We start from the raw sequence: 22,481 nt of genomic DNA on the forward strand, positions 1-22,481 counted from the left end.
GCAGGGGCGGAGCACCGAACCCGGCGCGCCGCCCCTGCCGGAGCCTTAGCGGTATTCGGCCAGGATCTCGTCAGCCTGCGCCTGAGCTTCCTTCAGCGCCGTCTCGGCGTCCTTTTTGCCGGTGATGGCCGCGGCCAGGGCATCGTTGAAGAGGCCCGTGATACGCTGGTTCTGGTAGGTGGACAGCTCCGCCTTGGCGAACTCGAGCTGGTCGCGGGCGACCAGGGCCGGAGCGAAGTCGGCGGTGTAGGCCTTCATCGTTTCGGTGTCCCAGGTTTCGGCACGCGGTGCGACGTAACCGGTCGCGATGGTCCACTTGGCGGACTGTTCGGGAGCGGAGATCCACTTCACGAACTCGACGGCTGCCTTGCTCTGTTCCTCGGACGCGCCCTTGAACAGGTAGAAGTTGCCGCCGCCGGTCGGAGCGCCGCGCTGTTCCTTTTTCGGCAGCATGGCGACACCGAACTTGAACGGTGCATTCTCTCGCACGTTGGTGAGGTTGCCGGTGGAGGTCCACATCATCGCGGTCTGGCCCTCGAAGAAAGCCTTCGGCGTTGCCCCCCATTCGATGATGCCCGGAGCCATGACCTTGTCCTTGGTGCTCAGGTCGACCAGGTACTGCAGAGCCTCAACGACTTTCGGATCGTCGAAATTGGTCTTGTTGCCGTCGGCATTGGCCAGGATGGCACCGTTCTCGATGGCCAGGCCCTGGAACAGCCAGTAGGGGAAACCGGATGACGGAATGCGCACGCCCCACTGGGTGACCTTGCCGGATGCGTCCTTCCGGGTCAGCTTCTTGCCGAATGCGACCATGTCGTCCCAGGTTGCCGGCGCGACTTCCGGGTCAAGCCCGGCTGCCTCGAAGGCTTCCTTGTTCCAGTAGAGAACCGGTGTGGAACGCTGGAACGGGATGCCGTAGGTCTTGCCACCGGTCTGGCTGTTTTCCATGAATGCCGGGTAGAAACCGTCGATCCATTTCTTGTCTTCCTCGGTGGTGAGGTAGTCGTCGAAAGGGATGATCAGGTCTTCATCGATCAGGGTGTACATGTCGACGGACAGGATCACCGACAGCTGGGGCGGGTTGCCGCCGCGCGACGCGGTGATCGCCTTGGCGACCGTGTCCTGATAGGAACCGGCATAGACGGCATCGATGGTCACATCCGGATTGAGGGCGACATACTCCGCCGTCAGGTCCTGGATGGTCTCGGCGGCTTTACCGCCGACAGCCACCGGAAAATAGAATTGCAGGTCGACGGCCTGAGCGGAGGCCCAGGTGCTGACCGAGAGAGCCGTCGCCGCGACGGCTTTCAGGAATGTGGACTTCAACATCGGTTTGTTTCCCAAAGTTCGAGCATCCGCACGCATGCGGTTGGTCTGCGCAGGCACGCACAGTCGGTCAGGAACGCAGCAGCGTTCCGAATTCGGCAACAAGATCATCGCGGCGCCGGCCGCTGTCGGCGTCGAAGACGTGCAGCGCGTCCGGATCGAAGCCGAGATCGATCCCCTCTCCGGGGGCAACGGGTTTCGATGCGGGCAGGCGCACCTGGAACGACGTTTCCGCAACGATGCAATCGGCGAGAATATCGGCGCCCAGATATTCGACGGCCCGGATTTCAGCGCTCAGCGGACCACCCTCCTCCCGGCGCATCGCTTCCGGGCGGACACCAAGCTGAAAATCGGGCGCCGTACACACTTTCCTGAAGGCATTGGCCGGAAAAAGGTTCATCGGCGGCGTGCCGATGAACCGGGCGGCGAAGGGGGTAGCGGGCTTCTCGTAAAGGTCGCGCGGGCTTGCGACCTGCTCGAGCCTGCCCCCGTTCATGAGCACCACCTGGTCGGCCATGGTGATGGCTTCCACCTGGTCATGGGTGACATAGACCATGGTGAAACCGAGCTTTTGCTGCAGGTCCCGGATCTCGATCCGCATTTCGTGACGCAGCTTGGCGTCCAGGTTGGAGAGCGGCTCGTCCATCAGGCAGATCGGCTTTTCACCGATGATCGCCCGCCCGAGCGCGACACGCTGCTGCTGCCCGCCCGAGAGCTGTCCCGGCTTGCGCTCCAGCAGCTGGCTCAACCCCAGAAGATCCGCCACAGCCTTCAGACGGCTGTCCCTGTCCGCCCGGCCGACATTGCGCACCTTGAGGCCGAAGACGATGTTCTCGGCAACGCTCAGGTGCGGGAACAGGGCGTAGGACTGGAACACCATGGACAGGTCGCGCTTGGCGCACGGCCGCCCGGTCACATCTTCCGAACCGATCAGGATCCGGCCGCTGCTGACGCTTTCAAGGCCCGCAATCATGCGCAGGGTCGTGGACTTGCCGCAGCCGGACGGCCCGAGCAGCGCCGTGAACGATCCGGCCGGAATCTCGATCGACAGCGCATCGACAGCCGCGGTCTCGCCCCAGAAGCGCGAGACGTGTTCAAGCACGATCGGCTTGCCGGATCCGGGCAGGCAACCGCCGGCTGTCACGCTCCGTCCTCCGTCACGGCCGCGTCTTCGGCGACGAAAACCCCGGTGTCCGTCCCCTTCAGGCTTTCCAGAACTCCAGAGGGCACCGCGCGGTCGGTGAAGACCGCGTCGACATCGCTGAGCCGGCCACCGCGCACATGCGCGCTGCGGCCGAACTTGCTGTGGTCCAGGACAAGAAACGATCTGCGGCAATTGGCCAGGATCGACTGACGGGCGGCGACCTCGTCCTCGTGAAAATCGAGCAGCGTGCCGTCCTCGTCCACTCCGGCAACACCGAAGATGCCGATATCGACCTTGTAGTTGGCGAAGAACGCCTGTGCGGCCGACCCGAGCACGTCCCGGTCTCCGTGACGCAGGCGCCCGCCGGCAATCGTGACCTGGAAAGACGGATTGACGGACGCGGTGAACGCCACGTTCAGGTTGTTGGTGAACACGGCCAGCTTGTCGTGCCCCGTCAACGCCTGCATGACGATTTCCGGCGTCGTTCCAATCGAAAAGGCGAGCGCCTGATTGCTGTCGACATGGCCTGCGACCAGTTTGGCGATCAGTTGCTTTTCCCGAAGGTTGAGAATCTGGCGTGTTGAATAATGGATATTGGCGGCCGGTGCCGGCGGCTCCACGCCGCCATGGGTCCGGCGCAGGATGCCGAGCTCGCAAAGTCCGTTGACGTCCCGGCGAATCGTTTGGGTCGTCACCTCGAAACGTTCCGCCAGGTCTTCCACCGAGGCGAATCCCGTCTTTTGAACAAGGTCCGCGATTTCGGCCTGACGATTTGAAATATCTATTTGCCCAAGCATGTTCAATTGATCCAGTATCATCTCACTCGCTTCGGTCGCGCCGAAGACCGGGTGTCTTCAGGGACACCGTGCTGGTCCGATATAGTCCGGCTATGGACTTGGTTTAATCATGTTCATATGAACCTTATTAGACGCTCATATGAACATGATATGACAGCCCGCGTTTCTGTCTTGACGGTTCGCGCGTTGCCGGACGGCCGCCCGCTGTCGCCGGGTAAAAAATTATTTCCAGTGTCGAAATCGGATTGTCCGCCGGGCCGGGGGGGGCTGCTTGCTTAGCCGGCAAATCCACAAGCCTTTCAACCTGCGGCCTTTGCCTTGCCCGGACTTTGTTTTGCCGGCGAACGGCATTCCCGTCTGGCGGGCCATGTATGTGTTATGTAATATAATAACAAATAAGCTTCGTCACCTATCTGTCAATCAGCTGTCATGCTGCATTTCTAAGTAACTCCCGGGTTCCCTCTTCACCTTCGGGAGATGACATGAAAACGATCATTTGCACTTCACTGGCGCTGGCCCTGACCGGCTCCGTCGCTTTCGCCCAGGATGCTCTGCCGCAGCAGAACAACGCCTGGTTCACCGCCGCCCAGGCTGAGCTTGACGCGAAAGCCGCTGTTCAACCGAACACCAACAAGGCCAAGAACGTGATCATCCTGATCTCGGACGGCAACGGTGTCGGAACCAATTACGCCACGCGCCTGTTCGACGGCCAGCAGAACGGCAACTTTGGCGACGAGCACGTTCTGCCCCACGAGAAGTTCCCTTTCCTGGCTCTGGCCAAAACCTACAACGTCAATGCCCAGACCCCGGATTCCGCGGGTACGGGCACGGCCATGCATTCGGGCGTCAAGACGAAGGCCGGCGTGATCGGCGTCGACGAGACCCTGAACCGCGGCGACTGTTCCCAGGTTGAAGGCGCGACCGTCGCCAATGCCTCCGAAATCTACACCGGCATGGGCAAGTCCGTCGGCGTGGTTTCCACCGCCCGCCTGACCCACGCGACCCCGGCATCCGCCTACGCCCACTCCGCGGACCGCAACTTCGAAGACAACTCCGGCTTGCCGGACGGCTGCGCGGTGCCGGACATCGCCTCCCAGCTCATCGAGGCCGTGAAGGCCGGCCGTGTCGACGTTGCCCTGGGCGGCGGACGCCGTCACTTCCTGCCGAAGGAAGTCAAGGGCGAAGAAGGCAAGGGCGGCAAACGCACCGACGGCAAGAACCTCATCGAGGACGCCAAGGCAGCCGGCATTCAGTACGTTTACGACGACGGTACATTCGGTGCGGCCAGGTTCGATGGCAGCGCCCCAGTTCTGGGCCTCTTCGAAGCGTCCCACATGCAGTACGAAGCCGACCGCTCCGGCGAGCCGAGCCTGGCCGAAATGACCGAAGCTGCCATCAAGGCCCTGCAGGGCAACGAGAACGGCTTCTTTCTGACCGTTGAAGCCGGCCGCGTCGACCATGCCAACCACGCAGGCAACCTGGCCCGCGTCGTCCGCGATGGCGTGGCCTTCGCCGAAGCCGTTGCCAGGGCCGACGAACTGACCGATGACTCCGACACGCTGATCATCGTCACCGCCGACCACGAACACGCGATCGCGTTCTCCGGTTATGCCGGCCGCGGTTCCGACATTCTGGGTCTGTCGATGAAGATCGACCCGGCCGGCACGAAAGCCCTGAACGAGCCGAACATGGCCCAGGACGGCAAGCCTTACACCACCGTTACCTACCTCAACGGCGGCGGCTCCATCCTGACCGAAGACCAGGACTGGACCGGCACGCGCCCGACCGTTTCCCAGGAAGAAGCGACCGACCTGGACTACGTTCAGCAGGCCCTGATCCCGCTGTCCTCCGAAACCCACTCCGGTGAGGACGTCGCGATCTACGCAAAAGGCCCGTTCGCGCATCTCATCGGCGGCACCGTGGAACAGAACTACATTTTCCACGTCATGCATCACGCCGCGACCGCCGAGTAATCGACGTCGTCAAACAAACCCGAAGAGCCCGCCGACGGCGGGCTTTTCTCTATTCTGTCACTTTGCCGTGGTATGGAATCCGCCAGACCCGAGGCAAGCAATCGGAGATCCGGCATGGATCGCAGGAACTTTGTTCTTTCCGGAACCGCATTCGGTCTTTGCGCGGGCTTCGGTCTGGCGGGACCGGCGGACGCAGCCGGCAAGCCCATCAGATTGCGCGAACTCTACAACAAGGACCGGTCCTTTTCGGATCTTGCCAGGTCGCTCGAGGGACAGCGCATCGCCGTGAACGGCTTCATGGCTCCACCCCTGAAGGCGGAGATGAACTTCTTCGTGCTCACCAAGATGCCGATGGCCGTCTGCCCGTTCTGCGAGACCGAAGCCGAATGGCCCGACGATATCCTGGCGATCTACACCAAACGGGTCGTCGACGTGATTTCCTACCGGCGGAAGATTGTCACCACGGGCATTCTGGAACTGGGCAGCTTCAAGGATCCGGAGACCGGTTTCGTCAGCCGGGTCCGCCTCTCCGACGCCGTCTACGAACGTGTCTGAAGTCCCCCGCCCATGACCATGACCCTGCGCGTTGAAGACCTGGCCGTCCGTGCCCCCAATGGCCGCATCCTGGTGACATGCGGCCGGTTTTCCGCCGCCCCCGGCGAAACCATCGGCCTGCGCGGGCCATCCGGCGCGGGCAAGTCGACCTTTCTTTACGCCCTCGCCGGTCTTCAACCCGGCATGACCGGCCATGTCGACTGGAACGGCACCGACCTCACGCCGCTTGGGGACGGCGATCGCGCCAGGTTCCGCCGTGAGAACATCGGCCTGATCTTCCAGGATTTCCTGCTGTTCGAGGAATTGAGCGCTTTCGGCAACGCCACCCTGGCAACCGCTTTCAACAAGGCAGCCAAACGCCGGTCGATTCGCGACACCGCGAAAAGTTTTCTGGCAAAGCTCGGCGTTCCCGCGGACCGGCGCACAGTGGACAGTTTCTCCGGCGGCGAACGCCAGCGCACCGGGATCGCGCGCGCGCTCGCGCAAGACCCCGCCATTATCCTCGCCGACGAACCGACGGCCAGTCTCGACCGGAAGACCGCGGATGCCCTGATCGAGGATCTGGTCACACTGGCGCGCGCCGAAGCAAAGACCCTCATCGCCGTCAGCCATGACCCGCACCTGCTGGAGCGGATGGATCGTGTCATAGAGATTGCCGACGGACGGCTTGAAACGGAGGCCTCTCCTGCCTGACCTGATTTCCGACAGCTGGCAATCTATGCCGCCGCAAGTGCAGGACAGCCTTTGGCTTCTTCTGTTGCTGGCACCGGCTGCCTTGACCGGTCTGTGCGTGCTCTGGGGATTCCGCCCACAGGCGCTCGTCGGCGCGCTGCTGTGGCGGTTCCGCTGGACCAACCTGACTTTCGTGCTGCTGATCGCCATCTCGGTCGGAATCGGCGTCGGCCTGATCGCCCAGGAACGCGGCCTCAGAAAAGGCACGGCGCGCGCTGCCGACAAGTTCGATCTGATCGTCTCCGCCCCCGGCAGCGAGATCACCATGATGTTCGCCGCCGTCTACCTGCAGCCGAGCGATGTGCCGCTCCTCGGCGGCGAGGCCTTTGACGAGATTGCCGGTCACGACAGCGTCGACCTGGCCGCGCCGATCGCCTTCGGCGACAGCTACGGGGAGTCGCCTGTCGTCGGAACCACGGCGCAGTTCGTGGCCCATCTGGCGGGGGACCTGACCGAGGGCCGGATGTTCGCAACCACCGTCGAAGCAATCGCCGGTTCTTCGGTGGATCTTGCGCTCGGTGCAAGCTTTGAACCGGCCCATGGCGTCGGCGACGCCGCCGAAGCGGAGGCCCATGCAGGCCAGGACCTGACGATTGTCGGCAGAATGCCCCCGACGGGCAGTCCCTGGGACCGGGCCATCCTCGTGCCCGTCGAGTCCGTCTGGGAGGTCCACGGGCTGATGAACGGCCACGGCCCGGAACAGCGCGACACGATCGGCCCGCCTTTCGACCCGGCCTATTTTCCCGGCACGCCCGCCATTCTCGTGCGTGCCGAGGCGCTGTGGGCGAACTATGCCCTGCGCTCGGAATTCACCAGGGACGACATGATGGCGTTCTTTCCGGGCGCCGTCCTGGCGCAGCTGCACGGCCTCATGGGCGATGTCCGTCAGATGATGTCGGTGATGGCCGTGCTGACGCAGGTCCTGGTCACGGCCGGGGTCCTGACCGGCCTGATCGTGCTGGCCCGGCTGTTCGCCCGGCGCCTGGCCCTGCTGCGCGCCCTTGGCGCTCCGGGCCGGTTCGTGTTCGCCGTGGTCTGGGCCTATGCCGCGGCGCTGATCGCGCTCGGCGCGCTCGCGGGACTTGCGATTGGCTGGGTCGCGGTGCGTGTCATTTCGAAGGCGGTAACCGCCAGAACGGACATTCTGGTCTCCGCGACCCTCGACTGGCCCGAGTTTCACCTGATGGCCGCCTTTGTCAGTTTCACGGTTCTTCTGGCCTTGCTGCCGGCCTTCATGGCCATGTCACGTCATATCATTACTGATTTGCGCGCCTGATCTCGAACTTTGAAAGGTCTCACCGATGCGTGCCTTCCTCCTTCTTCTGTCGCTCCTGTTCCTGATGCCTCAGCCGGTTGTTGCCTCCGACACCCATGGCGCCACCAAGGAACACGACCATGAAGAGCAGCACGCGGATGAAGACGGCGATCACAAGGCCAGCGCGCACGGCGTCACGGCGCTGCATGCCTGGATCCGGGCCACCTCCGGCGAAGACGCCCTGCTGTTCGTCGAAATTGAAAACGGGTCTGATCAGGACATCCGGATCGTCGGCGGCGAAACCGCGATCGCCGACAGCGTCGAGCTGGTCGGCTTCCGGATGAAGGACGGCGAAGCCGGCTATGCGCCGCTGCAACCGGTTCCGGTGAAACCCGGCAAGGAGCTCATGCTGGAACCGAACGGCCTGGCACTGCGCCTCAACGGTCTGACACGATCCTTCGGCAAGGGCGAGGAATTCGAAATCGAGATCGAATTCGATGTCGGCCATGTCGAGCTGCATGCCCAGGTCGAACCCGCCGACGCCACCCGGCACAGCCATGCCGGTCACCAGCACTAGGCTCGGGACAATTGCCGGTCTCCAGCCGCAACTTCACGCCTTCCCCTGGCGCCTACCCTTCCCCTGGCGCCTACCGGTGAAGAAACGACCGTCCCTCGTTATCAAAGAGATGCAGTTTCTCGGGAGTCGCGGTCAGGCGGATCGGCGTGCCTCTGGAAATCGCATGAATGCCCGGCAACTTGGCGATGAGCGACGTGGCGCCGTTCTGGGCCTTTAGATAAAGTACGGTGGTCTCGCCCAGCGCCTCGACCATCTCCACCGTGGCAGCCACCAGAAACCGGTCGCTTTCCGTGATTGTCAAATCTTCCGGCCGGACGCCCAGTTTCACATTGCTGTCGGCGTCTGAAGCCCCGGAGGCGATGGGCACGACGGCCTCGCCGCCATCGGTCGTGCACACCGTCGTCGTCTCGCCGGCCGTGGTCACCGTCGCCTCGAGCAGGTTCATGGCGGGTGAACCGATGAACTGGGCGACAAACGTGTTGGCAGGTCGCTCGTAAAGCTCGAGCGGTGCACCGAATTGCTCGACATTGCCGCCATGCAGAACCACGATCCGGGTGGCGAGCGTCATCGCCTCCACCTGGTCGTGGGTGACATAGACCATCGTGCTGTCCGGCATGCTCTCCTTGAGCTGCGCGATCTCGATCCTTGTCGCGACGCGCAGCGCCGCATCCAGGTTGGACAGCGGTTCGTCGAACAGGAACACCTTGGGATCGCGGACGATCGAGCGGCCGATGGCGACCCGCTGGCGCTGGCCGCCGGACAGGGCCTTGGGCAGACGATCGAGGTATTCCGTCAGTTGCAGCCGGTCCGCAGCGGCCCGCACCGCGGTGTCGATCTCGGCCCTGGACTTGCCGGCGAGCTTCAGCGCGAACGCCATGTTGTCGTAGACGGTCATGTGCGGGTAGAGCGCATAGGACTGGAACACCATGGCAATGCCGCGCTGCGCCGGCGGCACGTTGTTGACCACCATGCCGTCGATTTCAAGCTCGCCGCCGGTGATCCGCTCCAGACCGGCGATCATGCGCAGAAGCGTCGATTTTCCGCAGCCGGACGGCCCGACGAACACGATCAGCTCACCTTGCTGGATCTCCAGGTCGATGTTGCGCAGGACCTCGACGGTTCCGTAGGACTTGCTGACATTCTTCAAAGACAAGGATGTCATGCGGACTGCTCCCAAATAGTGGTTTTTTTCATGTTATTTCACCGATCCCGCGAGCAGTCCCCGCACCAGATACCGCTGCATTGCGAAGAACACCGCCAGCGGCACGGCAATGGAGACGAAGGCGGCTGTCGCGAGGATCTCCCAGTTGCCGCCGCGCGTGCCCAGAAGCTCCACGATCTGGTTGGTCATCACCGTGGTCGACCCCGTGGCGTCGATCAGGAACACCTTGGCCACCAGCAGGTCGTTCCAGGTCCACAGGAACTGGAAGATCGCGAATGAGGCCAGCGCCGGGAAACTGAGCGGAAGGATGATCCGGGTGAAGATCTGGAAATCCGTTGCCCCGTCGACCTTGGCATTCTCGATGATGTCCCGGGGCAGGCCGACCATGTAGTTGCGGAGCAGATAGACCGCCAGCGGCATGCCGAAGGCGGTGTGCGCCAGCCAGACCCCCATGTAGCCCTTGCCGATACCGATGGCCAGATGCAGCCGCAGCAGCGGGATCAGCGCCAGTTGCAGCGGCACCACGAGAAAGCCGACCACGGCCGCGATCAGCAACGCCCTGCCCGGAAATTCCATCCACGCCAGCGCATAGGCGGCAAAGGCAGCCACCACGATCGGAATGATCGTCGCCGGGATCGTGACCGTCAGCGTGTTGAAGAACGCCTTGGCCATGTTGTCCTGGCCGGTGCCGGAGAAAAGGATGGTCAGGTAATTGTCGACCGTGAATTCGGGTGGCACGGTCGCGGTGATGAAGATCCGCTGACCCCGGCCGGATATCTGCTTGTCGTTGCCACGCCAGACATAGCTGCCGTCGGCCTGAAGGGTCACGCTTTCGCCGTCCTTCATCTCGGCGGTTTCGCCCGGCTGGTAGGCAGCCACGGCCTTGGACGAGACGCCCCAGGCCCGGATCTCGCGCCCAGCGCCCTCGAAGATGTTGCCGGTCACCACGAACATGTCGCCGTCGGCAACCCTGTTTTCATCCGGATCGCCGGTGCGGTAGACCTCGTTCTGCTCGGAGGGAAACAACGCAGCCCACCAGCCCGAGCTGGAAATCTGGTCCGCCGTGCGGAAGGACGAAACGAACAGCCCGACCGTCGGAAACAGCCACAGCAGAACCAGCAGCGCGACGGAGATGTGAACCGCCCAGGTCAGGCTGGATTTCTTGCCCGCGATGTTAGCCGCCATATCTCGAACTCCCTACGCTCTGCGTTGTTCTCCGGCGAGTCGGATGCAGGCGAAAAAGCCGCAGACCGTAGCTGAAGCTACGGTCAAGGGGTTCTCGCCTGAAGACGGCCGCCGGAGAGCACCCCCTCGGGCCGGTTGAAACAGGCACCATAGCGCGTTGAATGTCTCGCCCGATGGGCCGCATCGCACTGCGCCATTCGCCTTCTCTGCAGCCTGTTTGAACCGGCGCAGAGCATAGCGAGTTCGAGATATGGCGGCTCACCATCACCTCATCTCCTTGCGGGCGTTGTAGACGTTCCACACCAGAATCGGCGTGACCAGGAACATGATGACGATCGCGCTTGCCGAGCCGATGCCCCAGTCATTGGCGCGGAAAAGCTTGTCATACATGTAGTTGGCCAGCACCTGCGTTTCCCACTGGCCGTTGGTCATGGCAAAGACGATATCGAAGATCTTGAGCACCGTCAGCGTGATCGTGGTCCACACGACCACGATCGTTCCGATGATCTGCGGAACCTTGATCTTGAAGAAAACCTGGAACGGGTTGGCGCCGTCGACGATGGCCGCCTCCACCGTTTCTTCCGGAATGCCGCGCAGCGCGGCGGACAGGATCACCATGGCAAAGCCGGTCTGGATCCAGACCAGCACGACCATCAGAAAGAAGTTGTTGTAGAAGGGCAGCGTCAGCCAGGTCTGCGCCTTGCCGTAGGGCAGGTCCGCGAGCCAGACGCCCGCAGCCGATCCGATGGTGATCCAGATCAGCCAGAGACCGCCCGCGACCGCCAGCAACTGAAGCGGGATCAGCCACAGCGCACGGTTCCTGCCCCCGGCGACAAAGTCCCGGACCAGGGTCCAGACCACATAGGCGACCACACAGGCAAACCCGGCAAGCAGGATTGTCGGCAGTATCTGAAGAAAGAAGACCGAGCCGGCGCCGCCGTCGAATTTCAGCCAGACCGCGTTCAGGACGCCGATCTGGTTCTGCTCTTCCGGACGCGTGTCATAGATCAGCTTGAAGATGACCGAGGCGCCGACGAAGGAGATCGCCATCGGCATGAAGATGAGTGACTTGGCCAGATTGCCCCAGCGGATCCGGTCGGTCAGCTGCGCCACCAGAAGCCCGAAGGCTGTCGAGGCCGCCGGCACGACGATCAGCCAGAGCATGTTGTTGCGCACCGCCTCCCAGAACTTCGCCTCGTTCATCATCTGGCGATAGTTGGCCAGCCCGACGAACGCCCCGCCCTGGTCCCGGTCGGTGAGCGACAGGCGCAGGGTCTCGAAGACCGGATAAGCGAGATAGAGTGTCAGGGCGAACAGGGCGGGAAACAGGAACAGCCACGGGCGAACCATGTTGGCCCGGTTGATGTTGCGTCCGGCATTTGCTCCCTTCGCCGGGAAAATCACGGCGTCCAGGATGACATTGGAAAAATAGAAGTAACCGAGGCAGCCACCGACGCCCAGGGTGATCGTCACGAGCCCCAACAGGGCCGGATTGTCCGTAAACATGGCCGTTCCATCCCATTCAAGACGTGTCGCGATTTGGCGGTATCCTTGCTTCGGGAAGGCGACCTGGACAGCGTTTGCTTTGCAAATGCGTGCGGGCGATTTCCTGAAGTCAATTCAGCGCGACATGCTCTGGAGCTGTATCGCTCCAATTATTGGGAGCCCCCGGAACGCCGGGAGCTCCGGTCTGGTCGATTTGGCGAGGCTTGAGGGGAGCCGCCGATCAGACTGAAAACGGCCGGCCCCGCGAGGGAGGCCGGCCGCCGGAGTTCTACTTAAGAGCGTCCCAGCTTTTCTGGATTTCCCCGGCCACGGCCTTGGCATCCTTGCCGCCGGCATAGTCGACCATTCCGGTCCAGAAGGTGCCCGCACCGACCGCACCCGGCATCAGGTCGGATCCATCGAAGCGGAAGGTGCTGGCGTTGACGAGGATTTCCCCCTGGCCGCGCAACGTATCGTCCTTGTAGGCTGCGGGGTTCACGCCCTTGTGCGGCGTCAGGAAGCCGGTCTGCGCCATCATGACTTCATGGGCGATCGGCAGCTGGAAGAAATTCATCAGTTCCGTCGTGGCGTCGGACGGCGTGGTGATCGCCATCAGTGTGCCGCCGCCGAGAACCGGATTGCCGAGATCTTTGCCGGCATAGGCCGGAAGGTAGAAGAAGTCGACATCGGTGCCGAACTCGACGCCGTCCGGGAAGAAGGCCGGCACAAAGGACGCCTGGCGGTGCAGGTAGCACTGGGGCGGCGAGGAGAACAGGCCCTTCGGGCTGTCGCGGAAGTCGGTGGACGCCACCGCACCGGCACCGCCGGCGACCTTGGCGTCATCGCGCGCGAACCAGCCGAATTCCTCGATCGCGCCAACGACACGCGGATCGTCGAACGGGATCTCGTTGCGGGTCCACTGGTCGTAGACATCCGCCGGCTGGGTGCGCAGCATCATGTCTTCCACCCAGTCGGTGGCCGGCCAGCCGGTGGCCGCACCGGAACCCAGCCCGATGCACCAAGGCGTTTCGCCGTCGGCCACGATCTCTTCGGTCAGAGCCTTGAGCTCCTCCATCGTGCCGGGCACCTCGTAACCCGCGTCCTCGAAATTCTCCGGAACGAACCAGACCAGGCTCTTGACGTTCACATTGTAGAAGAAGCCGAACAGCGCATCATTGCCGTCCTTGTCCGTGTAGGTGCCAAGGTCGACCCAGCTGTCGCCGGCACCGTAATTGCCGGCAACCCAGTCTCCCATGCCATCGGGCATCGGCTGAAGCAGGCCGCGCGCGGCCATGTCGGCGGCAAGGCCCGGCTGCGGAAACACGGCGATGTTCGGCGCGGCGCCGGCTTCGGCGTCGATGACGATCTGCTGTTCGAAGGAGTCGGAACCGGTGTAGATGACCTCGGCGCCGGTCGCTTCGGTGAAATAGGCCAGAACATTGCGGAAGAAGCCGTCTTCGGGCTGCAGCCAGGGGCCGGCGACCGTGACGGTCTGCCCGCTCAGATCCGGGGCGTTTTCAGCCCAGGCATTGTAGCTGTCCCAGTTGAACGGACCTTCGCCCGGAGCGAATTTCAGCTCCGCGGCGCCAGCGGCATTCATGCCGAAGCCGACGCAAAGCGCCAGGCCAGCGGCGCAGGCCATCAAACGAGATTTCATGTCAATCCTCCCAGATTGTCCCTATCCTGAGATAGTCTTTTTAAAGTGGCACACCTCACCGGCTGGCAGCAACACTCCCGATGAGGAAGATCGACAATCCAGCCGGAACCAGTCATTCAAACCGCTTTGGATTTCATCCTAAACATGTCGGCAGGTTCTGGCCTTGTCAAGCGCGCAACGCACCATTTAATATTGCATTTCAATAACAGCCTATCGGGAGGGGCGCCTTCAAAGCGTTTTGGGCAGTATGAGCAATGGCGTGAACCTGAAAGAACTGTCGCAACGGCTGGAGCTGTCGCAAACCACCGTCAGCCGCGCCCTGAACGGCTATCCGGAAGTCAGCGAGGAAACCCGCAGGCGCGTGACCGAGATGGCCGCCAGGCTGGGCTATGCGCCCAACAGCCAGGCACGGCGCCTTGCAACCGGCCGTGCCATGGCCATTGGCCATGTCATCCCGCGTTCGATCCACGAGATGATGAACCCGATCTTCCTGGAATTCATTGCCGGCGCCGGCGAGACCTATTCCATGCACGGCTACGACATGATCATTTCGGTGGTCGAGGACGCCCTCGAGGAGGACGCCTACCGGCAGATCGCCACGCGCAAGAAGGCCGACGGCGTCATCATTCACGGGCCCGCGCACGATGAACACCGCCACAAGCTGCTGAAGGAAATCGGCCTGCCCTTCGTGGTTCACGGCCGCATTCCGGGCGCCGAGACGGAAACGTCCTGGATCGACATGAACAACCGCCGCGCTTTCGAAAGGGCAAGCAACCTGCTGCTCGATCTCGGCCACACGCGGATTGCCCTGCTCAATGGGCTGGAACACATGGACTTCGCGCGACGGCGCCGGACAGGGTTCGAAAACGCGCTCGCCGCCAGAGGACTTGCCGCAGACCCGCAGCTGATGCGCAGCGCGGACATGACCGAACCCTTCGGGTGCGACAATGCCATGGACATGCTCAATGGCGGCAATCCGCCGACCGCGTTTCTGGTCTCGTCGATGATTTCAGCGATCGGCGTTGCCCGGGCCGTCGGTCAATGCGGCTTGACGGTCGGCAAGGACATTTCGATCATCACCCACGACGATGCCCTGTCCTTTCTGCCCAACAGCGGCGAAGTGCCGATTTTCACCTGCACCCGGTCCTCGGTGCGCTATGCCGGACAGAAGGCGGCGGAGCTTCTGCTCAACATGATCGCCAATCCCGGCACCGAACCGACCGCGCTGCACATGGACGCCGAGCTGATCATCGGCCAATCCACCGGCCCGGCCCCGTCCGGGCCGGCGTAAGTCAGCCCCGTCAAACCTGGCTCAGGCCGCAACCTTCAAACAGGGCCGTCATTTTGGAAAGGCCGGTCAGCCGGTGGGTTCTGGCGATCTCGGCCGCGATCTCTTCTTCGCCCGCATTGATCGCTTCGCAGAGCTTGCGGTGATCCGACGCGTCCGCTGCAGGCGCCTTGTTCAGGCGCAACAGGAATGTACTGGCCCGGAAGATCTGGTCCAACAACCCGGAGATCGCCGCCTCCAGCCGGACATTGCCGCTCACCTCCGCGATCCACCGATGGAACCGGTCGTCGAGCACCGCCCATGTTTCCATGTCCCCGGCCTTCACGGCTTCATCCAGATCCTTGAGCAGTTCGGCCACACTGCAGAACATTCCGGGTTGGCCGTTCCTGGACGCCGCCGAGCGGGCCGCCAGCCCCTCCAGCGCCGACAGGATCTGATAGATTTCACAGATATCCTTGCGTGCGATGGGCAGCACCTTGGCGCCGCGCCGCGGCACGAGATCGACCAACCCGTCGGCTTCAAGACGGATCAAGGCCTCGCGCACCGGTGTCCGGCTCATGCCCAGACGGCTGGCGATATCCGGCTCCGGAGCCTGAAATCCTGGCGGCAGCTCGCCCCTCAGGATTTCGGACTTGAGACGTTGATAGGCGTTGTTCACGCGTGTGGAATTATTTTTCGATGACATCTCGGGATGCACCCAGTCTCCATGACGTTGAAAATAAGGGCCTGCGGTGTTCCGCACGCTCAGGGTCGCACACCCACAAACAAGGACGAAATGACATCGGACATGGCGAAACGCCGGGGGCACGCACCTCTGGAGCAAGTGGCCGCCCCGTCGGAACATCCTGAAATCGATCAGGTTTTCGCGTCCCATTGGCAGCAGGTTTGTCCCGCGCACCGACACTGCGAGATGTTTCTATTTCCATGTCCTCCGGATTGGGCCGGATTGCTCCGCCTCAAATCATTGCATGCTTGTTCTTGCGGCCCTTCCCCGTGGCCAAGCGGCACCAGTTCACTCGCGGCGGGGACGTTGGCACCGGCGCGGCGGGGGCTGTTTTCGCCGTCAAACTGATGCCTTCTCAATAAAATTTTTGATTGAATTTTATCAAATATGACTTCCTCCTCGGCCATCAAAGCAGTTTTCAAAAAGCTAAATATCTATTTTCAAAAGACTATTTGTCATTTTGCCACCCCTGAAAAAATATCGTCAAAAATGACGGTGACATGGCGGAATGCTGAATTCCGGCCGATCCAGGCATCTTCTCGCAACGCCGAAAACTCTACTTGCAATTGGTTCTTAAAAGCACTATTGTTGCAACTCGTTCGCAAGAGCATTCTCAAGAAGGTTTGAAAACGCCTGCCATGATCCACCGTCTCCCCCTGTCCCGCCGCAAAGGCCTGTTGTCCACCCTGACCGCGGCGCTTGTCGCCGTGGCAACGGTCTTTGCACTGCCCGCAACAGCATCGGCAGCCGACAAGCTCAACGTTGTCGCGACCACCGGCATGATCGCCGATGCCGCCAGACGGATCGGTGGCGACGCCGTCGAGGTCAGGGCACTGATGGGCCCGGGCGTCGACCCCCATGCCTATCGTCAGACCCGCACGGACATCGTTGCCATGACCAAGGCGGATCTCATACTGCGGCACGGCCTGTTCCTCGAAGCACAGATGGAAGAGTTTTTCGGGAAGCTTGGCCGGACACGTCCGGTCGTCGCCGTCGCCGGGGCCTTGCCCGAAGATCTTTTGATTGCTCATGATGACTATGCCGACAAATTCGACCCGCATGTCTGGATGGATCCCGATCGCTGGCAGCATGTGGTCGTCACCATCCGCGATACGTTGATCGAGGCCATGCCGACGCGTCAGCGCGATCTTGAGGCGAACACCGCAGCTTATCTGCAGGAAATCGAAGCCCTCGGCACCTTCGCCGACCAGGCTCTTGCGACTGTTCCCGATGACGGGCGTGTGCTGATCACGGCCCATGATGCCTTCAATTATTTCGGCGACGCCTACGGTTTCGAGGTCATCGGCATCCAGGGAATTTCGACCCAGAGCGAAGCCGGCCTGCATCGGGTGGCTGAACTTGTCGATCTTCTGGTTGACCGCAAGGTCAAAGCCGTGTTCGTAGAGTCGTCCGTCTCCGACCGCAGCATCCGCGCCCTGATCGAAGGGGCCGCCTCGAAGGGGCAGGAGGTCACGATCGGCGGATCGCTTTTTTCCGATGCCATGGGTGAACCGGGCAGCTACGAGGGCACGTATCTGGGAATGATCGATCACAACGCCACCACGATCACGCGCGCCCTCGGTGGCGACGCCCCTGAAAAGGGCCGCCTTGGCCAGCTGTCGGAAACGATGTGATGTCCATGAGCGCTCGAACAAATCTTGAACTTGCGGCCGACAACGGCACACTTCGGGAAGGCGCGGACACTGCCCTGTCGGACAGCGCGCTCCTGGTCAAGGGCCTGACGGTCTCCTACGGCACCAAGCCGGCCGTATTCTCCGTGGACGCGGCCGTGCCCAGGGCCGCCATGACCGCCATCATCGGCCCCAACGGGGCCGGAAAGTCGACCTTTCTGAAGGCTGTGCTCGGCATCGTGCCGCGCATTTCAGGCACCGTGTCCGTCTCCGGCCAACCGCTTGAAACCATGCGCCGGTCCATCGCCTACGTCCCGCAGCGGGCGTCGGTGGACTGGGATTTTCCAACGCGCGTACGCGACGTCGTCACAATGGGCCAGTTCCGGCAGCTCGGACTGCTCGGCCGGCTGCGCCAGAGCCACCGGCAAAAGACGGCGGAATGCCTGGAACGGGTCGGCATGTCCGCGTTCGCCGATCGTCAGATCGGACAATTGTCCGGTGGACAGCAGCAACGGGTCTTCCTCGCGCGTGCACTGGCACAGAATGCGGATCTCTACCTTCTGGACGAGCCCTTCGCGGGCGTCGACGCCGCTACCGAGAAGGCCATCATCGACGTGCTGAAGGGCCTGAAGGCAGAGGGCAAGACCGTGGTCTGCGTGCACCACGACCTGGCCACCGTATCGGACTATTTCGACCACGTTCTCCTGTTGAACGTCCGCAAGATCGCGGAAGGGCCCGTGGCAACGACGTTCACCGGCCCTGCCCTGCAGGACACCTACGGCGGACGGCTGGCCACGGCCCATATCGATCAGCTCAAACTGGACTGAGCCATGCTTGCCGCATTCCTGTCCGCACTGACCTTTCAGGCGGGTTACAACGCCTCGCTGGTGTCCGTCGGCGCGACCCTGCTCGGCGTGGCCGGCGGCTGCGCCGGCAGTTTCATGTTCCTGCGCAAACGCACGCTCGTCAGCGATGCGGTTGCCCATGCAACGCTTCCCGGCGTCTGCGTCGCCTTCATGGTGATGGTGGCCCTGGGCGGCGACGGCCGCAATCTGCCCGGCCTGCTGCTCGGTTCCGCGGCAACCGCCGGACTGGGCCTTCTGACCGTCGACTGGATCACCCGCAGAACCCGGCTCAGCGAGGACGCCGCCATCGGCGCGGTCCTGTCGGTCTTTTTTGGCCTCGGCGTGGTGCTCCTGACCGTCATCCAGACCCTTTCGCGGGGCAAACAGGCCGGCCTGGAAGGCTTCCTGCTCGGGTCCACCTCAGGCATGCTGTTCCAGGACGCGGTCATCATTGCGCTTGGCGGCGCGCTCTCCACCGCGATCGTCCTGCTGCTGCGGCGCCCGATGACGCTGGTTGCCTTCGATGCGGAATACGCAGGTGCGACCGGCGTTCCGGTTCGGCTCGTCGACCTGGCCATGATGACCGTGGTCATGATGGTGACGGTGATCGGCCTCAAGCTGGTCGGCCTGATCCTGATCGTGTCCTCACTGATCATCCCCTCCGTTTCCGCACGGTTCTGGACAGACCGGTCCGACCGGCTCCTGATCATCGCCGCCGCCGTCGGCGGCGCCGCCGGCTATCTTGGCACCGCCCTGTCCGCTGCCGCGCCCAATGTGCCGACAGGTCCGATCATCGTTCTGGTGAACTTTGCCTTCTTCCTGATCTCCTTGCTGCTTTCCCCCAGCCGAGGTGTGCTGGCCGCCTATTTGCGGCACCGGAAATTTCAGGTGGACGTACATGTGCATCAGGGCCTGGCGGCACTGGCGCGGGGAGAGACCATCCACGAACGGCTGACCCAGAAGGTGATGCGCCGGGCGGGCTATCTGCGGGACGATCTGGTTGCAACCGACATGGGAAGGGCCGCCGCCGCCAAGATGGTTCTGGATGAAGCCCGCTGGGCAAAAGCCCGGCAGATCTTTCACGACGAAGCGGTTTTCGCCAGCTACGATGGACTGACCCCGATCGAAGCGGTCCTGACCGCCGACCAGATCAACGATATCGACACCGCACTGGGCGCGCCGGCCCCGGTTCAGGAGTAAGGGAAAGACATGGGCGCCGAATTTGTTCAACTCAGCCTGACCCCCATCCTGATCGGTGTTCTGGCCGCGATTTCCTGCGCCATCCCCGGCAACTTTCTGCTTCTGCGCAAGCAGGCGCTGATCGGCGACGCCATTTCGCACGTGGTGCTGCCGGGCATCGTTGTCGCCTTCCTCCTGACGGGCACCATCTCGACCTGGCCGATGATGCTCGGCGCGGCGGGCGCCGCCGTGGTCGCGGTCATCATGATCGAGGCCATACGCCGTCTCGGGCGCATTGAAACCGGCGCCGCCATGGGCGTCACCTTCACCACGCTTTTTGCCGCCGGCGTGCTGCTTCTGGAACAAACGGACACCAGTTCGGTCCATCTGGATGTGGAACATGCGCTTTACGGCAACCTGGAAAGCCTGATCTGGCTGTCCGCCGAAGGATGGAACGCACTGCTGGATCCGGCCGCGCTGGCCGATCTTCCGCCGGAACTGCAGCGCATGGCCATGGTCACCGTGATCATCTGCGTTCTGACCGCTGTCTTCTGGCGGGCTCTCAAGATCTCCACCTTCGACGAAGGCTACGCGCGCACGCTCGGCGTCCCGGTGAAGGCGATCGGTTTCGGTCTCGTGATCGTATCGGCAGTGGCGGCGGTCGCCGCATTCGACGCCGTCGGCTCGATCATTGTCATTGCCATGTTCATCTGTCCGCCCGCCGCCGCCCGCCTGATGACCAACCGGCTCGAGCGCCAGATCCTCTGGAGCATTGCCTTCGGTGCAGGCTCGGCGGTTGTCGGCTATGTCCTCGCGGGCTACGGCCCCCTCTGGCTCGGCAGCTCAAACGCGGTCAGCGCCGCCGGCATGATCGCCACCGTCTCCGGTCTCGTGCTGGCACTTGCCTGCCTCTACGCACCCGCGCGATCAAGAATGACAGCACCCGGATCATAGACGCTCAGCAAAGCCGTCATTCTTCAGAAAAATGAGCTGATTCAGATAGTTATCACGACATCATTTGGCAGGATCACTCGTTTCTCCGATTTACGATTTCATGAAAGCATCCGCTGGTCCCAGGCTCGACAAACAACGATCCATCTGCCCTCAACCCAAGCGCATGCCGCGACAAACGTCTCGCAGCGCGATGCAGGCGGCCCGCGATCTCAGAGTTTTCTTTTGGAAAACAACGGCTTCCGCCTCAGATCAAGAACAGGCAGGACAAATTGCAGTGAACCGGAACCTGACGGGTGCCGTGAATGCATTCGAGTATAGATGTTTTATACCTTGTAATAAATGACAGTAAAACTGGAAAATATAAATACTTCCTGCAATTGAGCCAATTCCTGAAAAGTATAAACGATATTTATATTCCACAACTTACTTTTGATTAACTCTAAAAATTTACCTTGAGAGCACGCAACAAACAGGTGCCGCAATGAACAGTTTCCTTGCTCCGGCCAGGCTGACGCACAGGACCCGGACACGGCTCGCCGTGTTTCTGACGGGCGTTTCGCTGTTCGGGTTTCATGTTTCCGGCGCACCTGTATCTGCTCAGTCTCTCCAGGAAGCCATGGCCGCCGCCTATGCGGTCAACCCGGCCCTCAAGGCCGAACGGTCGAAATACGAGGCAACCAACCAGGGCATCTGGACGGCCAGGTCCGAGTTTCTGCCGACGATCACCGGCAATTATCTCGGCGAGCACAATGCCTACAAGACCCGCAGCGGCACCAGCGACCGTGCCTTCTTCCACGAACTCGGCGTTGCCATGTCGCAAACGCTGTTCCAGGGCCTTGCTGGCGTCAACCGGTTGAACCAGGCCCATGAACAAGCGACTTCCGGGCGCAACCAGTTGATCGGCGCCGAGCAGACACTCATGTTCAACACGGCCGACGCCTATCTGCGCGTCGTTCGGGACCGCGCCATCCTCAACCGCCTGAAGGCCTATACAAGCGTCGTTCAACGCGAGGTCAATGCCGCCCGGGCCCGATACAGGTCCGGCGACGCCACCCGCACCGACATCGAGCAGGCTCTGGCCCGCCTCGCGGAGGCACAGGGCAATTCCGATCAGGCTGTGGGGGACCTTGAAGCTTCCGAAGCGCTGTATGCCCGTCTGACCGGGCAACAACCGGCAAGCCTCGGTTGGCCCGGGATTCCCGACGCGATCGAACCCGCCGGGCTCGATGACGCGCTCGCCATCGCCTATCAGAACAACCCGTCCATCAGGGCCGCGACAGCGGACGCCCGTGCGGCACGCTTCGCGGCCCGCGCGGCGGCAGGCGACATGCTGCCCCGCGTCACTCTCGAAAGCGAATGGCAGAACGGCTACCGCGGCAATCTCGGCAACCGGGACGAAGAGGATTTTCGCGTCGGGGTGCGCGTCAGTGCGCCGATCTTCACAGGCGGGCGAAACATCGCCTCCGTCAGGCAGGCCAGGCACACCGCGGCCCAGGTCGAATACGAACTCGACGATACCCAGCAGATCATCCGCGAAAACGTGACCCGTGCAATCAAGCAGCGGACCGCCTCGCGGCTGCGGGCCAAGGCCGGCAAACGCGCCATCAACGCCAATCGCCGGGCGGTCAAGGGACTGCAGGTGGAATTCGACAGCGGCCAGAGATCCCTGCTGGACGTGCTGGACGGTGAACGGGAATTGCTCTTGAGCCAGGTTGACCATGTGCGCGCACGCTACGACGCCCGCATCGCGGACTTCTTTCTCCTGGCCAACATCGGCCGTCTCGCGCCCCAGCATTTTTCGATCATCGAGGAACGACCGGCGCCGGTGCCGCGTATCCTGCCGGTGTTCAGCACCTGGGACCTGCGTCTCGGGCCGACAGAAAACGATGCGGCCCAGGAAGGCATGGTCGCGGTGGCCGTGAATGAACCGGTCCTTCTCGGCACCCGTCCGTCGCTACCGCTGAAGTGACATCGTCCGCCCGCTGGAACGCGGCACACCGCCTCCTTGTGGC

General features: G+C 62.5%; 19 protein-coding genes. 11 read left to right on the forward strand and 8 right to left on the reverse strand.

Annotation, left to right across the window (positions count from 1 at the left end; translation table 11 throughout):
- Positions 1-45: 45 nt before the first annotated feature.
- The 3 genes from WNZ15_RS10345 to WNZ15_RS10355 form a co-directional block, all read right to left on the reverse strand.
- Complete coding sequence (locus WNZ15_RS10345; RefSeq protein WP_342892891.1) at positions 46-1,329, reverse strand: ABC transporter substrate-binding protein; 1,284 nt, start codon at positions 1,327-1,329, stop codon at positions 46-48.
- Positions 1,330-1,396: 67 nt separating this feature from the next.
- Positions 1,397-2,470: an ABC transporter ATP-binding protein gene (locus WNZ15_RS10350; RefSeq protein WP_342892892.1), complete on the reverse strand. Its 1,074-nt coding sequence runs from the start codon at positions 2,468-2,470 to the stop codon at positions 1,397-1,399.
- Positions 2,467-3,267: a DeoR/GlpR family DNA-binding transcription regulator gene (locus tag WNZ15_RS10355; protein WP_342892893.1), complete on the reverse strand. Its 801-nt coding sequence runs from the start codon at positions 3,265-3,267 to the stop codon at positions 2,467-2,469. Before WNZ15_RS10355 ends, WNZ15_RS10350 begins: the two co-directional genes overlap by 4 nt.
- A 482-nt stretch (positions 3,268-3,749) precedes the next feature.
- Between WNZ15_RS10355 and WNZ15_RS10360 the strand changes: the two genes are divergently transcribed.
- From WNZ15_RS10360 to WNZ15_RS10380, 5 genes are all read left to right on the forward strand, one after another.
- Positions 3,750-5,240 (forward strand): alkaline phosphatase, encoded by a 1,491-nt coding sequence (locus WNZ15_RS10360; protein ID WP_342892894.1) that lies wholly within the window; start codon positions 3,750-3,752, stop codon positions 5,238-5,240.
- Between the two features lie 114 nt (positions 5,241-5,354).
- A complete protein-coding gene (locus WNZ15_RS10365) occupies positions 5,355-5,795 on the forward strand; it encodes a hypothetical protein (protein ID WP_342892895.1) in 441 nt (146 codons plus the stop codon).
- 12 nt (positions 5,796-5,807) lie between these two features.
- The gene (locus tag WNZ15_RS10370) at positions 5,808-6,488 is read left to right on the forward strand and encodes an ABC transporter ATP-binding protein (protein ID WP_342892896.1); all 681 of its coding nucleotides are present in this window, start codon (positions 5,808-5,810) and stop codon (positions 6,486-6,488) included.
- A 37-nt stretch (positions 6,489-6,525) separates the two neighbouring features.
- Positions 6,526-7,803 (forward strand): ABC transporter permease, encoded by a 1,278-nt coding sequence (locus WNZ15_RS10375; protein ID WP_342892897.1) that lies wholly within the window; start codon positions 6,526-6,528, stop codon positions 7,801-7,803.
- 25 nt (positions 7,804-7,828) lie between these two features.
- Positions 7,829-8,359: a copper chaperone PCu(A)C gene (locus tag WNZ15_RS10380; RefSeq protein ID WP_342892898.1), complete on the forward strand. Its 531-nt coding sequence runs from the start codon at positions 7,829-7,831 to the stop codon at positions 8,357-8,359.
- 70 nt (positions 8,360-8,429) lie between these two features.
- On the opposite strand, the gene WNZ15_RS10385 is transcribed toward WNZ15_RS10380, so the two are convergent.
- The 4 genes from WNZ15_RS10385 to WNZ15_RS10400 all read right to left on the reverse strand — a co-directional run bounded on the left by WNZ15_RS10385 (position 8,430) and on the right by WNZ15_RS10400 (position 13,848).
- Complete coding sequence (locus WNZ15_RS10385; RefSeq protein WP_342892899.1) at positions 8,430-9,521, reverse strand: ABC transporter ATP-binding protein; 1,092 nt, start codon at positions 9,519-9,521, stop codon at positions 8,430-8,432.
- A 33-nt stretch (positions 9,522-9,554) separates the two neighbouring features.
- Positions 9,555-10,706 (reverse strand): carbohydrate ABC transporter permease, encoded by a 1,152-nt coding sequence (locus WNZ15_RS10390; RefSeq protein WP_342892900.1) that lies wholly within the window; start codon positions 10,704-10,706, stop codon positions 9,555-9,557.
- Positions 10,707-10,970: 264 nt separating this feature from the next.
- Positions 10,971-12,212 (reverse strand): sugar ABC transporter permease, encoded by a 1,242-nt coding sequence (locus WNZ15_RS10395; protein ID WP_342892901.1) that lies wholly within the window; start codon positions 12,210-12,212, stop codon positions 10,971-10,973.
- Positions 12,213-12,480: 268 nt separating this feature from the next.
- Complete coding sequence (locus WNZ15_RS10400) at positions 12,481-13,848, reverse strand: ABC transporter substrate-binding protein (protein ID WP_342892902.1); 1,368 nt, start codon at positions 13,846-13,848, stop codon at positions 12,481-12,483.
- Positions 13,849-14,107: 259 nt separating this feature from the next.
- Between WNZ15_RS10400 and WNZ15_RS10405 the strand changes: the two genes are divergently transcribed.
- Positions 14,108-15,139: a substrate-binding domain-containing protein gene (locus WNZ15_RS10405; protein WP_342892903.1), complete on the forward strand. Its 1,032-nt coding sequence runs from the start codon at positions 14,108-14,110 to the stop codon at positions 15,137-15,139.
- Positions 15,140-15,149: 10 nt separating this feature from the next.
- On the opposite strand, the gene WNZ15_RS10410 is transcribed toward WNZ15_RS10405, so the two are convergent.
- Complete coding sequence (locus tag WNZ15_RS10410) at positions 15,150-15,821, reverse strand: GntR family transcriptional regulator (protein WP_342892904.1); 672 nt, start codon at positions 15,819-15,821, stop codon at positions 15,150-15,152.
- Positions 15,822-16,498: 677 nt separating this feature from the next.
- Here WNZ15_RS10410 and WNZ15_RS10415 point away from each other — a divergent pair.
- From WNZ15_RS10415 to WNZ15_RS10435, 5 genes are all read left to right on the forward strand, one after another.
- Positions 16,499-17,494, forward strand: coding sequence for a zinc ABC transporter substrate-binding protein (locus WNZ15_RS10415; protein WP_342892905.1), 996 nt, complete (start codon positions 16,499-16,501; stop codon positions 17,492-17,494).
- 5 nt (positions 17,495-17,499) lie between these two features.
- A complete protein-coding gene (locus WNZ15_RS10420) occupies positions 17,500-18,318 on the forward strand; it encodes a metal ABC transporter ATP-binding protein (protein ID WP_342892906.1) in 819 nt (272 codons plus the stop codon).
- Positions 18,319-18,321: 3 nt separating this feature from the next.
- Complete coding sequence (locus tag WNZ15_RS10425; RefSeq protein WP_342892907.1) at positions 18,322-19,536, forward strand: metal ABC transporter permease; 1,215 nt, start codon at positions 18,322-18,324, stop codon at positions 19,534-19,536.
- A 9-nt stretch (positions 19,537-19,545) separates the two neighbouring features.
- Positions 19,546-20,469 (forward strand): metal ABC transporter permease, encoded by a 924-nt coding sequence (locus WNZ15_RS10430; protein WP_342892908.1) that lies wholly within the window; start codon positions 19,546-19,548, stop codon positions 20,467-20,469.
- A gap of 481 nt (positions 20,470-20,950) precedes the next feature.
- The gene (locus WNZ15_RS10435; protein ID WP_342892909.1) at positions 20,951-22,438 is read left to right on the forward strand and encodes a TolC family outer membrane protein; all 1,488 of its coding nucleotides are present in this window, start codon (positions 20,951-20,953) and stop codon (positions 22,436-22,438) included.
- The last annotated feature ends 43 nt before the right edge of the window (positions 22,439-22,481 follow it).

Source organism: Roseibium sp. AS2, assembly GCF_038900065.1.
In the GTDB taxonomy this organism is placed as follows: Bacteria; Pseudomonadota; Alphaproteobacteria; order Rhizobiales; family Stappiaceae; genus Roseibium.

Bases quoted from the DNA above. Each gene is read 5' to 3' on its own strand.
- WNZ15_RS10360 (WP_342892894.1), top strand. From the start codon at position 3,750: ATGAAAACGATCATTTGCACTTCACTGGCGCTGGCCCTGACCGGCTCC.
- WNZ15_RS10355 (WP_342892893.1), bottom strand. From the start codon at position 3,267: ATGCTTGGGCAAATAGATATTTCAAATCGTCAGGCCGAAATCGCGGAC.
- WNZ15_RS10415 (WP_342892905.1), top strand. From the start codon at position 16,499: ATGATCCACCGTCTCCCCCTGTCCCGCCGCAAAGGCCTGTTGTCCACC.
- WNZ15_RS10345 (WP_342892891.1), bottom strand. From the start codon at position 1,329: ATGTTGAAGTCCACATTCCTGAAAGCCGTCGCGGCGACGGCTCTCTCG.
- WNZ15_RS10380 (WP_342892898.1), top strand. From the start codon at position 7,829: ATGCGTGCCTTCCTCCTTCTTCTGTCGCTCCTGTTCCTGATGCCTCAG.
- WNZ15_RS10430 (WP_342892908.1), top strand. From the start codon at position 19,546: ATGGGCGCCGAATTTGTTCAACTCAGCCTGACCCCCATCCTGATCGGT.
- WNZ15_RS10365 (WP_342892895.1), top strand. From the start codon at position 5,355: ATGGATCGCAGGAACTTTGTTCTTTCCGGAACCGCATTCGGTCTTTGC.
- WNZ15_RS10435 (WP_342892909.1), top strand. From the start codon at position 20,951: ATGAACAGTTTCCTTGCTCCGGCCAGGCTGACGCACAGGACCCGGACA.
- WNZ15_RS10425 (WP_342892907.1), top strand. From the start codon at position 18,322: ATGCTTGCCGCATTCCTGTCCGCACTGACCTTTCAGGCGGGTTACAAC.
- WNZ15_RS10390 (WP_342892900.1), bottom strand. From the start codon at position 10,706: ATGGCGGCTAACATCGCGGGCAAGAAATCCAGCCTGACCTGGGCGGTT.
- WNZ15_RS10385 (WP_342892899.1), bottom strand. From the start codon at position 9,521: ATGACATCCTTGTCTTTGAAGAATGTCAGCAAGTCCTACGGAACCGTC.
- WNZ15_RS10400 (WP_342892902.1), bottom strand. From the start codon at position 13,848: ATGAAATCTCGTTTGATGGCCTGCGCCGCTGGCCTGGCGCTTTGCGTC.
- WNZ15_RS10410 (WP_342892904.1), bottom strand. From the start codon at position 15,821: ATGTCATCGAAAAATAATTCCACACGCGTGAACAACGCCTATCAACGT.
- WNZ15_RS10420 (WP_342892906.1), top strand. From the start codon at position 17,500: ATGAGCGCTCGAACAAATCTTGAACTTGCGGCCGACAACGGCACACTT.
- WNZ15_RS10370 (WP_342892896.1), top strand. From the start codon at position 5,808: ATGACCATGACCCTGCGCGTTGAAGACCTGGCCGTCCGTGCCCCCAAT.
- WNZ15_RS10395 (WP_342892901.1), bottom strand. From the start codon at position 12,212: ATGTTTACGGACAATCCGGCCCTGTTGGGGCTCGTGACGATCACCCTG.